General features: G+C 51.3%; 12 protein-coding genes. 8 read left to right on the top strand and 4 right to left on the bottom strand.

Translation table 11 applies throughout. The features are described from left to right. The first annotated feature begins 1 nt into the window (after position 1). The 7 genes from FY046_RS21690 (at position 2) to FY046_RS21660 (ending at position 6948) form a co-directional block, all read left to right on the top strand. Positions 2 to 346 (top strand): gamma-glutamylcyclotransferase family protein, encoded by a 345-nt coding sequence (locus FY046_RS21690; protein WP_133842536.1) that lies wholly within the window; start codon positions 2 to 4, stop codon positions 344 to 346. 595 nt (positions 347 to 941) lie between these two features. After that, on the top strand, positions 942 to 1628 hold the full coding sequence (locus FY046_RS21685) for a hypothetical protein (RefSeq protein WP_167864330.1): 687 nt from the start codon (positions 942 to 944) through the stop codon (positions 1626 to 1628). 88 nt (positions 1629 to 1716) lie between these two features. Further along, a complete protein-coding gene (locus tag FY046_RS21680; protein WP_159336807.1) occupies positions 1717 to 2418 on the top strand; it encodes a fimbria/pilus chaperone family protein in 702 nt (233 codons plus the stop codon). 3 nt (positions 2419 to 2421) lie between these two features. Further along, positions 2422 to 4908 carry a fimbria/pilus outer membrane usher protein gene (locus FY046_RS21675; RefSeq protein ID WP_446186471.1) on the top strand — a complete coding sequence of 829 codons (2487 nt, stop codon included), beginning with the start codon at positions 2422 to 2424 and terminating at the stop codon, positions 4906 to 4908. A gap of 33 nt (positions 4909 to 4941) precedes the next feature. Next, positions 4942 to 5610: a DUF1120 domain-containing protein gene (locus tag FY046_RS21670; protein WP_133842532.1), complete on the top strand. Its 669-nt coding sequence runs from the start codon at positions 4942 to 4944 to the stop codon at positions 5608 to 5610. After that, positions 5610 to 6341: a fimbria/pilus chaperone family protein gene (locus tag FY046_RS21665; RefSeq protein ID WP_133842531.1), complete on the top strand. Its 732-nt coding sequence runs from the start codon at positions 5610 to 5612 to the stop codon at positions 6339 to 6341. The genes FY046_RS21670 and FY046_RS21665 overlap by 1 nt, the downstream gene beginning before the upstream one ends. A 52-nt stretch (positions 6342 to 6393) precedes the next feature. Next, positions 6394 to 6948, top strand: coding sequence for a hypothetical protein (locus tag FY046_RS21660; RefSeq protein ID WP_446186470.1), 555 nt, complete (start codon positions 6394 to 6396; stop codon positions 6946 to 6948). A 91-nt stretch (positions 6949 to 7039) separates the two neighbouring features. Here FY046_RS21660 and ppa read toward each other — a convergent pair whose 3' ends face one another. The 3 genes from ppa to FY046_RS21645 all read right to left on the bottom strand — a co-directional run bounded on the left by ppa (position 7040) and on the right by FY046_RS21645 (position 8693). Beyond that, the gene (gene ppa, locus FY046_RS21655; RefSeq protein WP_133842529.1) at positions 7040 to 7570 is read right to left on the bottom strand and encodes an inorganic diphosphatase; all 531 of its coding nucleotides are present in this window, start codon (positions 7568 to 7570) and stop codon (positions 7040 to 7042) included. Between the two features lie 155 nt (positions 7571 to 7725). After that, on the bottom strand, positions 7726 to 8160 hold the full coding sequence (locus FY046_RS21650; RefSeq protein ID WP_133842528.1) for a putative T6SS immunity periplasmic lipoprotein: 435 nt from the start codon (positions 8158 to 8160) through the stop codon (positions 7726 to 7728). Further along, positions 8160 to 8693: a type IV secretion protein Rhs gene (locus FY046_RS21645; RefSeq protein ID WP_133842527.1), complete on the bottom strand. Its 534-nt coding sequence runs from the start codon at positions 8691 to 8693 to the stop codon at positions 8160 to 8162. Before FY046_RS21645 ends, FY046_RS21650 begins: the two co-directional genes overlap by 1 nt. A 425-nt stretch (positions 8694 to 9118) precedes the next feature. Between FY046_RS21645 and FY046_RS21640 the strand changes: the two genes are divergently transcribed. After that, positions 9119 to 10684, top strand: a complete 1566-nt coding sequence (locus FY046_RS21640) for a methyl-accepting chemotaxis protein (protein WP_133842526.1) — start codon at positions 9119 to 9121, stop codon at positions 10682 to 10684. A gap of 110 nt (positions 10685 to 10794) precedes the next feature. On the opposite strand, the gene fbp is transcribed toward FY046_RS21640, so the two are convergent. Then, positions 10795 to 11793: a class 1 fructose-bisphosphatase gene (gene fbp / locus FY046_RS21635; RefSeq protein ID WP_133842525.1), complete on the bottom strand. Its 999-nt coding sequence runs from the start codon at positions 11791 to 11793 to the stop codon at positions 10795 to 10797. Positions 11794 to 11916 lie beyond the last annotated feature (123 nt).

Genomic DNA, 11916 nt, shown 5'->3' with positions numbered 1-11916 from the left:
AATGCGAATAATTGTCTATGGTAGCCTGCGGCGTAAGCAAGGTAACAGTCACTGGATGACGAACGGGCAGTGGCTGGGCGATCATCAGATCGACGGCTATGCACTTTACAATCTTGGTCATTACCCGGGAGTCGTGGCGGGTGAAGGGCAGGTCTATTGTGAGGTTTACCGGATTGATGCATCAACACTGGGCGAACTGGATGCGCTCAGAACCAAAGGCGGTGAATACAAGCGCGAGCTGTTAAAAACCCCTTACGGTAGTGCCTGGCTGTACGTTTATCAGCGTGCCGTCACGGGCAAAAAGCGTATCACCAGCGGTGACTGGCTGCTGCGAGATGCAGAGTAGTTGCCGATTTTTCGATGGTTCACACTATACAAGCCGCCTTCTTTGAAGGCGGCTTTGTTTTTTTGAACCATAATGTTGTTAAATCCTCACTGTTAACCTTTATCTTATGTCATGCTTACATTATTCTATTACGCGTTCACTTATTATAAATAATAAGTGTGTATTTTCTAAGTAATATCTTATTAAATTCTCATTGAAATTATTCTCTTTTGCAGGGGTTAGGCGTCTTTGTGGTTTTAATTCCTGAATTTAGGTGCTCATATGGAGTAATATTTTGTTTGGCCTTTTTTCGTAGTTATATTATTGTCATTTCTGATTTTTTGTTTATTATCCACCCCCTGGTTGTTGTTTTATTTATTCCTTTAATCGTTATCATATTGCGTTATTATGAGAACTAATTGACGTATTTAAGTGATGGTAATGATTTAATGTGCCATTTTTAATGTCTTTCCATTGTCATTTATCGGAAAAGGAACATCCAACGAATGAGCGTGGCGAAAAGAGAGTTTTTGCCATTGTTTGTAAAGAAGGTCATGTCTGCCCATATCGGGCTGAGTAATGACCGAAACCCATAGTATATAAAGGATTATCTAATATGAAAAAGATGACCACTCTTGCTGTATTGATTGTTGGTGCCATTGCTTCAGGGCAGGCGCTGGCGGGTGGAAGTGCAACGCTTGACGTTAAAGCGACCATCGTGCCTGGTGCTTGTAATGTCGTACTTCCTTCCGCTTCACTGGACTGGGATAATATTGACCCGGCCTCGCTGCACCATGAGCTGTTCACTGAGTTACCGGCGAAGCAGCTGACGCTAAATGTAAATTGCCCGGCAAAAATGATGTTCGCCGTCAAAGCCATTGATAATGCAACGAAGGGTGTTAGACCTATAGGTCCCGATCCATCACTGAGCGACAGCTATTTTGACTTCACGTCGGTCTCTGAGAAAAATGCGCCTGTCGGTGGCTATAGCATTAAAGCACTGACCGCGGGCAGTACCTCTGATCAAACCAAAGCAACGGCATTAGTCACCTTCAAAAATGGCAAGTGGAATGAAAAGCCTGCCAATGCAGATTACGCATACTTCCCTTCTTCCGCTCTCGGTAATGATGCTGCGCTGGATATTAGCACCAGTGATAGCAAGACTAAATATCTTCGTGATAGCGCCATGAATAAATCATTTGCATTAGAAATTCGTCCATGGATTGCCCCGGTCTCTGAACCTGCGTGGGGAAATGACGTTGACCTGAAAGGCAGCGCCACGTTTGAAGTTGTTTATATTTAACTGAAGTTGCCACCGGCAGTACTGTTCACTGTTACAAGCCAGAGTCAGTCATGCCGGTGGCTTTTTATAGAATTCATGGATGAATGCTATGTTGATCAAACTTTTTCGGCTATGCCTGTCAATATTTTCATTAGTGGTTATCTTTCCTTCCTGCGCGGTGATGCAGCCTAAAACGTCATTGGTGTTAATTCAGGAGGGGGCGGGTGGCGGCAGTATTAACGTCACCAATACCGATGATAAGGACGCATTGTTGTACGTTAAGGTCATTGATCTGCCTGATGATAAATTTCCCCAGTTGATTGTGACGCAACCTGTAATGCGCGTGGCGGCAGGCCAGACTCAGCGAGTCCGTTTTGTCTTAACCAGCGATCGTCCGCTCACCACCGAACATATAAAGCGTGTGACATTTGAAGGTATTCCTCTCACCACCGGGGAGAGTAATAGTGTCAACATCAGCGTACGGCAGAATCTGCCCGTGATTATTCATCCTGACGGGTTGGCGAAAAATAACGCGCCCTGGAAAAATTTACAGTGGCGGGTCAAACAGGAAAAGCTAACGATACATAATCCAGGTGCCTGGGTGGTCAGATTAGCGCCCAGCTTCCTCCTGATGCCTGTCAATACAAAAGTGGCGCTGGACAAGAGCTACATCCTACCGGGGGAAACCCTCTCCGTGGCGTTTTCTGATAAACAAGCGCTGGCAAAAGCCACCAACGTCCGCATTGATACCGTTTCACAGTATGGGTATGAGGTTGGCAATGTCGAGCTTCCCATCAGCCACGGGGATTAACCTGTGTCGTGTTCTTACCGCTTTACCTCAAACAAATTATGCCACTGCGCGCTGCTCACGGCGGGTGCCCTGACACCGACTTACCTTTGCGCGCAGGAAAAAAATGAACATCCTCAGCAGCAGCAAAAAGTTCAGCGCTCCTCCGACTCTCCCGCCGTTCCGGTTCTCCATGAATCTGTTACTGAAAGGATCCTCAAAGCCAGGGGCATTGACCCGGCTTTACTGACCCTTCTCGACAACTCATCACGATTTCCCGCCGGGCCCGCGCTGGTGGATATCAGCGTTAACGGTGAGTTTCGTGGCGCCTTCGATGTCGTGTTTAACCCGAAGGGGGGATTGTGCTTTACCCCTGAGTTGCTTAATCAGCTGGGGTTAAAGCTGCCCAACAGTGACCCTTTGCCTGATACGGACTGTTTTGACTGGGTACAGCAGGATCCTGCTATCAACATTCGTTTTGATACCCAAAATCTTTCCGCCAGCATTGTGGTGCCGGAAGCTGTGTTGCAGCCGCAGTACAAAGAGATTACGGGTGAGTCCGGGGGAATGGGAGCACTGCTGAACTATAACTATTTCAGCTCGGTGAACCGGAATGCCGGCACACTGAATCGCTATAGCTTTCTGACGCTGGAAGATGGTTTCAATATCTCTAACTGGATGGTACGCAGCTGGCAGCAGTTTAGTCAGCAGGATGGAAAGCTCAGTTCTGATATGAACTCACTGTATGCAGAACGGACCTTTGAACGCTGGCAGAAGCGCTTCCAGATCGGGCAAATTGGTGTCAGTAATACGCTGTTCGAGCTGGGTGATATTAATGGCATCCAGATCATCCCGGATGAGGGATTCCAGCAGGAGGGTGAAACTCAGGGAGTTGTTGAAGGTATTGCTAACACACCTCAGGCGCGGGTAGAAGTGCGCCAGTACGGTATGCTGATCTACAACACACTGGTGCCTGCCGGGCCATTTCGCTTAGATCGCATTCCGCTAAAAAACCTTAATAGCGACCTGGACATTACCGTGCTGGAAACCAACGGTCAGCGACAGCAGTTTACCGTCCCTGCTAACCGAATGAGGGGGGTAAACCCTCGTGGTATGCAGGGCTTTTCTCTCGCCACGGGCACGCTTCGCTCTATTGGCGGGGGCGGGTCGGGGGCGCCACGCTTACTCACTATGAATCAGAACTGGCGACCGCTGGGGCGCTTACTGGCACAGACTGGCCTGCTGATGTCGGACAAATATCAATCCGTCGCGTTGTCGGTGGGGCAACAGGTGGCACAGGGGTTGCAGCTTGCTGCGCAAATGACGGCGGCCAATGACCGCTATCACGGAGCACGGAGTGCGCGGCTGTCGCTGTCGGCAGATTACCTGATTACTGAAGCCTTTTCGATCGGTGGTAGCGTCAGTAAAAGCACGCCCTCGTACGCCTCACTCAATCAGGCCAGTATGCCGACCCAGGATTATTACGATAAAGATAATACGCAGTACACGCTTTCAGCCAGCTGGGCGACGCCGAGGTTCGGCACTTTTTCCGTTAGTCACGCGGAAAGCACCAGCTTTGGCAAAGCCATGTCGACGACGCGTTACAATATGATGAGCTGGGGCACCAACATTAAAAAGATGCTACTGACGGTGAGTTTTTCCCACAGCACGGGCATATATCAAAGCAATAAACAGTTGTCGGTTAACGCCAGCCTTCCTTTAGGCAAGCAATACGTCAACAGCTATTACCGTAGCTCAAGAAAGCGTAGCCAGTTAGGCAGCGAGATCAGCGGTCCTGTTAACCGTGACGTGGGTTACAACCTGTCAACAGAGCGGGATTTGAAACAGCATAACCAGTCAGTGCAAGGGGGGCTCAGTGCCAACCTGCATTACACCAATCTTTCTGCATCGGCAGGGCACAGCGGCAATCATTCCAGCAACTACTCCGTAAGCGGTAGCGGTGGCATCGCCATGGTGGGTAAAAATATCCTGTTCTCCCCCCTCCCTGTCGGACAGACCTTTGGCATGATCGCTATGAATGAAAGGCTGGCAAACGTGGCGATCAGCACGCCCGGGGGCACCACCTGGACGGACTGGCGGGGTCTGGCGCTGGTGCCTCAGCTTCCGGCGTGGCGGCCCGGAAACCTTGATCTGAATACGGAAACATTGCCGAAAAAATCGGATGTTAATAACGGGCACCACACCGTCACACTTGCGCGGGGAAGCGTGAAGCGCATTAACTACACAGTGTTGACCAGTCGGCGTGTACTGCTGGATCTTACCCTGAGCGATGGTACCCCGTTGCCGCGTGGCAGTAAGGTGATGGACCACCAGGGTGAGATGTTGACTATAGCCATCGACAATGGGCTGGTCTACCTGAATAACTCACCCGAGAAAGCCACACTGCTGATTGATGTGGCAGGGCGCGATAAGCGCTGCAGCTTCACCTATCAGCTGGACGATCAGCCAGAGGATGGCGGTCCCTATCAGAAAATGAGCGGTGTCTGCATTTAGCTTGTGACCTGTGTCTTAAAAAGGAATTGTGCAATGGAACTGAAAAGAATGCTTTCCGGTATCACCCTGCTAACGGGGATGGTGCTCAGTACTGCGGTTCCCGCCAGCACCCAGGCCACGTTGCAGATACGAGGTACTATTCAGCCCGCCTCCTGTGATATTCATTTTGATGGCGGGGGCATACTCGACTGGCAGCAGATTAGCGCTGCCAGCCTCTCATCCTCCAAATCCACCCCACTGGCGACGAAGAATATTAAGCTGAATATCAGCTGCGAAACGCCCACGCTGTTTGCCGTGAGGGCCAGAGATATCGCTGAAAAAGCCGGGGAAGCGAAGATTGACGGAAAAGCGGCGGAGACCAGTTTCAGCCTCGGAGCTACCGAAGCGGGAAAAAATATCGGTGCATACCGCATCCATACCCCGGCGGACAGGTCCATGGTGGACGGGCATCCTATGCAGAAACTCACCCTCTCGGCCGATGAAGGGAAAAGCTGGGCAGAGGCGAAGGGAAGCGTGCTGTGGAAGTATCAGGGAGAGGAGCTTGTGTCTTTCACCTCCGATATGTTGCGGGTGCCGATCCCGGCAAAAAATGTGGTCTTTGATATCAATGTCACCCCCTGGGTCGTCGCCCTTGATACCCTTGGAACATCGGATGAAGTGACGATTGCCGGCAGTGCAACCTTCGATATTGTATATCTCTGATGGCTTTCATCATCCGTAGTTGCAAATCCTGGTCTGTGGGTCAATACATACTGTGTAGCCTGCTGGCGCTGTCCATCGCACATCCGGCGGGGGCGGTGATGAAGCCTGAAACCTCTATGATCATGATTAATGAAGAGGCAGAAGGCGGAAGCCTGAACGTTACCAATACCGCAGACTACGAGGCACTGCTGTATGTGAAGGTCTACAGCCTGCCGGACGATCCCCAGCCTCAGCTGCTGGTGACCCAGCCGGTGACCAGGCTGGCAGCGGGGCAGACCCAGCGGCTACGCTTCTTACTGCACAGCCGGGGGCCGCTCAAGACCGAGCATATGAAGCGGGTGATTCTGGAAGGGATCCCACTACAAGCACTGAGCGGCAAGAATACGGTGGGCTTGAGCCTCAGGCAGGACCTCCCGATCATTATTCATCCTGCCGGTCTGCCAATGAAGTCAGATCCCTGGGAAGCATTGAAATTTTCGGAAACGAGTGGTGTGTTAACCATCGCTAACCCCAGTCGTTATGTGGTGCGGCTGTCGCAGACCGTCGTGCTGTTGCCCTCGATGAACAATATCATGCTGAGTAAAAGCTATATTCTTCCCGGCGAAACGCTGACCGTTAAGGGCCAGGATGCTGCTGCTCTGAAAAACAGCAAGCAGATCCAAATCCAGAGCCTGTCAAAATATGGCTATGTCGCGGGTTTGTTTATACAACCGCTGGAGCATCAAGGTTAATTTCTCTGCTGCATCGCCAGCTTTCAACGGGAAACACATGAAGGAACGGAAAATGGACTGTAGGAAACGTTCGCGCCCGCACCGCCGTCAAGGGATGCGTCTGATGGCGGTCAGTCTACTGCTATGTTCAGGGTGGGTTCAGGCTGAATGTCGCATCAGCACGGGCACGGGGATGCTGGATTATGGCCGGATAAATACCCAGGTCACACGAGGCCCTGATGGGAAATATCACCTGACATCGCGTGCAGCCGTATTCAGGGTGGAGTGCGATGAACCCCGGAAAATTCGACTGGCTTTCACTGACATTAGCGGCAGTCAGCGGCAGTTCGCCTTTGGTCGCGACGGTGAACTTGAGGCAGATATTTCTGCGCTGATGCTGGACGATCGTGCGACGGCTTACCGCGATCTCTCTTCACTCGCAGGGCAAAAGAGTGACGTTAGCCGACAAACAGGCACGCTGCTGCCAGGAAGTGAGATCGAGATTGTCGACGCGGGGCGCCATTTAAACTTTATTGTGACGTTGCATCCTGTGTTCACGGACCAGCTCTTTGCTCTCCAGGATGATTATCGGCCGGGGAACGACATTACGGTATCGATTATCGAATAGCGGAGAAGCGGGATAAAAAAACACCGCCGTGGCGGTGTTTTTTCGGCGTCAGTGGAAGAGAATCTTCACTGGCGCGAGCTGTGCCGGAAGATTATTTCTTCGCAGCGCGCTCGAAGGAGGAAACGATTTCCGCTTTAGCGGCTTCTACGCCTTCCCAGCCGTCAACCTTAACCCATTTGCCTTTTTCCAGCGCTTTATACTGCTCGAAGAAGTGGGTGATCTGGCCGCGCAGCAGTTCTGGCAGGTCGTTCACATCCTGGATGTGCTCGTACTCTTTGCTCAGTTTGCTGTGTGGAACCGCAACAACTTTGGCATCTTCGCCAGATTCGTCGGTCATTTTCAGCACGCCAACCGGACGGCAGCGGATCACAGAGCCAGGCTGTAACGGGTAGGGTGTTGGCACCAGGACGTCAACCGGGTCACCATCCAGAGACAGGGTGTGGTTGATGTAACCGTAGTTGCACGGATAGAACATCGCTGTCGCCATGAAACGGTCAACGAACAGTGCGCCAGTCTCTTTGTCGACTTCGTATTTGATTGGAGAGGCATTTGCCGGGATCTCGATTACGACATAGATATCATCTGGCAGGTCTTTACCCGCTGGTACCAGGTTCAAGCTCATTATGAATTCCTTCAATCATCTTAGGTTGAGTGCCGGGTATTATAGCCAGGTCATCTTCAAAGTACCTTCCTTTTTCCGCCTTTCAGATTGCTCCGTGCCGGGGCATCAATGACAGTGAAATGCTGCGCTATGCGATGCCCGGCTCACGATGATGGCTAATCCTCCACGTCGGGCTGGGGTATGGAATATTCACTCGGTGCAAAGGGGTGTGGCTCACCGTTGACCATGTTGAATTCAGAGACAATATAACGGCGTCTCATCTTCTTAGTGGGTGAGCGTAAAGCGATATCAACCCGCCTGGCGCCTGAGTTCGGGAACTTGTAATACGTTTCAGGAATGCAGAGCTGATCATTAGCAATTTTTAAAGCGGGGAATTCTCTGTTGAAGCCAGACATCTCCGGTGCACGACTCTCTCTGATAACCAGATAATGAGCATAATAGTCGCTGGCATTTTTAATCTGGAAACACACTCCGGCATTTGTCAGGGACACCTGTCCGAGCTCATTGGGGGGGCTGTAATGGCCCATCCACCCGCAGCCGGTAAGAAGCGAGGCAATCAGGGCGGGAAACAGCACTTTTTTTATTGTCATCACAGGCTCCACGGAAAGGCTCGCAGCGTATATTTATACTGTTTTAGTAACTCATCATCGGATAAATCATCACTGTTAGTACAACCCCTGTTTGTTTTCCAGTAAGCACGGCCATTGAACTGCGTAAGTAGATAATAATCTCCAATAATCTGTGCCTGCTGCTCCATACCGTAAGTGCTAAGTGGCCAGCTGTCTAAAGCATATTCATACTTTGCCATCCAACTGACCAGGCCCCGTAATTTGACCTTCATGCCGTGCTGGTACTGCCATACGTGTGACAGTTCATGGATAAAAGTATGCTGCCTTCTTATATCGGCTTTAGAAAAATCAGGGCTGTATTCATCTCGAAAGTACATTTCTCCATTGGGTGACATAGAGACCCGCTTGAGTTGCAGACCAAAAGGCAAGTAACTGCCTTTATGGATCCACACTTTCGGGTAGATGATCGTGTCGCGAAAAATTTCCTTCGCCATATTAATCTCGCCCAATGTCATCAGGCGCAGACTGCCGCCCTTAGTATCATTATCAAACATACAAATCCCTTGGTGTGTTTGTGGTTATTTCCCGTGCAGCATAGCAAATGTCTGTTTTGCTAAAAATTCTACAATCTGTGATTTTCTTAGTGCGATGACATGACACTTGCCTGGAGTCTCTTTTCGCCACTGAACAAGATGAGGGCTGTCAGGGGATTAATTTGGTTTATTCATCATTGTTAAATCATTTCTCTGGTTTTACATGGATCTAATCCATCATCGTCTGTATTTTCCTTCAGGGTCATTTCCCTTCTGACGTTTGTCCACAATAAAAGCGTTGAAGCGCCCTTAATTCACGCTTACGGGTTCCCTGTGCTGGATCAATTTAATCTTTATTATGGTTAAAGCTGGGTAATGTTATTGCCGATAACATGGTCGATTTAGGGACCAGGAATGACCAGGCTTAACACTATCGGGAAATGATCATGCTTAAGAGAATCTCAATACGTACGGGTTTATTGGCGCTGCTTGCCATGATGACGCTGCTGCTTTTAGTGGTGAGTGTCATGGGCATTATCGCGATTCAAAAGGGCAATCGCTCACTGGATGTGATCAACCGCATTCAGGGCATTGAGTTGAACGCACTGTATATGAGTAACGGCAACCTATTGCGCACCCGCGCCACCGCGGCGCTGGCCATACGTAAAATGGAAATCGGCCTGCCGGACGAAGCGGAAAAAATAGCCACACGTTCCGCCAGTTACGTGGTTTTATCGCAGCAGGAGCTGAAACGATTCATTGATGCCGGAACCGTCACTGAACACGGCAGAATTCTGGCGGAAGCCGTAGTGGCAACCCATGAAGATTACCTGGTTAATGGCATCACGCCAATGATGGCGGCGCTGCAAAAACAGAGCGTGGATGATTACTACAGCGTTCTGGAAGGAAACCTCTCCGACCTTGCAGGCAAATTCTCTGGCGCAGTATCGGCTTTTGGTGCTTATGCCGACGACGTCAGCGCAACACAGATGGCGCAGGCCGCGCGTAACCAAACCATGATGACCGTTCTGATTCTGGTGAGCGGCGCGCTGACACTGCTGCTGGTGGCGCTGGCATGGATGATTTTGCGCATACTGCTCCTGAAGCCGCTGGATCAGGCTATCAGGCATCTTGAGCATGTGGCGGGTGGCGATCTGACGCAGCCCGTGCCGGAAAGCGGTGACAACGAGTTGGGCCGATTAAATGCCGCACTGGGAACGATGCAGCAGTCGCTACAGCATTCGGTTGGTCTGGTGCGCGATGCCAGTCTGCAAATCGATATCGGCAGCCGCGAACTCGCCTCGGGCAACCTCAATCTCTCCCAGCGAACTGAAGAGTCTGCGGCATCGCTGGAACAGACGGCGGCGAGCATGGAGCAGTTAACCGCCACGGTGAAGCAGAATGCAGATAACGCCCAACAGGCACATCTGCTGGCGCGTGCTGTTTCTGATACCGCCGATCGCGGGGCAGAAGTAGTGTGTTACGTGATGGAGAAAATGGGGGAAATCTCTAACAGCTCGCAGCGTATTGGCGACATTCTCGGTGTGATTGATGGCATCGCCTTCCAGACGAATATCCTGGCGCTGAACGCTTCTGTTGAAGCGGCACGCGCGGGTGAGCAGGGACGCGGTTTTGCCGTTGTCGCCACCGAGGTACGTAACCTGGCCCAGCGCAGTGCAACGGCGGCGAAGGAAATCCGTACGCTGATTAGTGAGTCGCAGATTCGCGTCAACGAAGGTTCTGATATGGCGACCAAAGCGGGTGAAACCATGGATGAAATCTCGACGGAAGTGATGCGAGTCACCACGTTGATGAAAGAGATCTCCAGCGCTTCGCAGGAACAGAGTCGCGGTATTGAACAGGTGAACCAGGCGGTGACGCAGATGGATGAAGTCGCGCAGCAGAATGCCGCGCTGGTGGAAGAAGCGGCCGCCGCAACGCAGTCGCTGGAAGAGCAGTCCCAGCAGCTGGTGCAAACCATGGCGGTATTTAAGGTCACTCAGGCGGCATAAATCGTTGGGGGCGGCCGCTTTTCTGGTCGTTTCCCCAAAAGAAAGGGCGGACCCGAAAAAAAAGGTCCGCCCCTACGCTTTGGTCAGTCGAAATCGTTAAATTTTACCGATTAGTTATCCGGGAACTCGCGCAGGAAACGTTCGGTATCATCGACCATATGGTCATTGCCGACGAAGAACGGCGAACGTTCATGCAGGCTTTCTGGCACCAGGTCCAGAATACGGTTTTTGCCGTCAGAGGCTTTACCGCCAGCCTGTTCCGCCAGAAACGCCATTGGATTGCACTCATACAGCAGGCGCAGCTTGCCTTTCGGGTGGCTGGCGGTGCTTGGGTAGAGGTAGATACCGCCTTTCAGCAGGTTACGGTGGAAATCTGCCACCAGCGAGCCGATGTAGCGTGAGGTATAAGGACGTTGGGTCGCGACATCCTCTTCCTGACAGAATTTCAGGTATTTCTTCACACCCTGCGGGAAGCGGATGTAGTTACCTTCGTTGATGGAATAGGTGTAGCCCTTTTCCGGGAAGGTCATACGTTCCGCGCTCAGGCAGAACACGCCCAGTGACGGGTCGTAAGTAAAGGCATGTACGCCACAGCCGGTGGTATAAACCAGCATGGTGGAGGAGCCATAAACGACGTAACCCGCGGCAACCTGCTGGCTGCCAGGCTGCAGGAAGTCTTCTTCGGTCACCGGCGTACCCGGAGGGGTGAGACGGCGGTAAATTGAGAAAATGGTGCCGACAGAAACGTTGACATCAATATTTGAGGAGCCGTCGAGAGGATCCATCAGTACCACGTACTTGCCGTTTTCCGCGCCTTCGAAGATCACGAACTCATCTTCTTCTTCTGACGCGATACCTGCAACAATGCCACGGGCCTTCAGTGCGGCTTTGAGTTTTTCATTGGCAAACAGATCGAGCTTCATCTGTTCTTCGCCCTGAATATTTTCAGCGCCGCTGGCACCCAGAATATCGACCAGGCCTGCTTTGTTAATATCGCGGTGGATAATCTTAGCGCCCAGTTTGATCGCGGAGATCAAAGCGGTCAGTTCACCTGTTGCGTGCGGAAAGTCGTGTTGCTTCTCGACGATAAATTCGCCTAACGTTTTCATAACACAATCCCTGAATCTGCGGTTGAGTAGCAGCTTGATTCACAAACTGCCAACGTATGCGTACGCAGTTTAGCCGATTGAACGCTAAAGAACATAGGGCAAATCCGTTTCTTCCGCACGATG

It is taken from the genome of Erwinia sp. 1181_3 (assembly GCF_052824965.1).
Note: the sequence above shows the minus strand (reverse complement) of the source record. Positions and strands in the feature narration are given on the sequence as shown.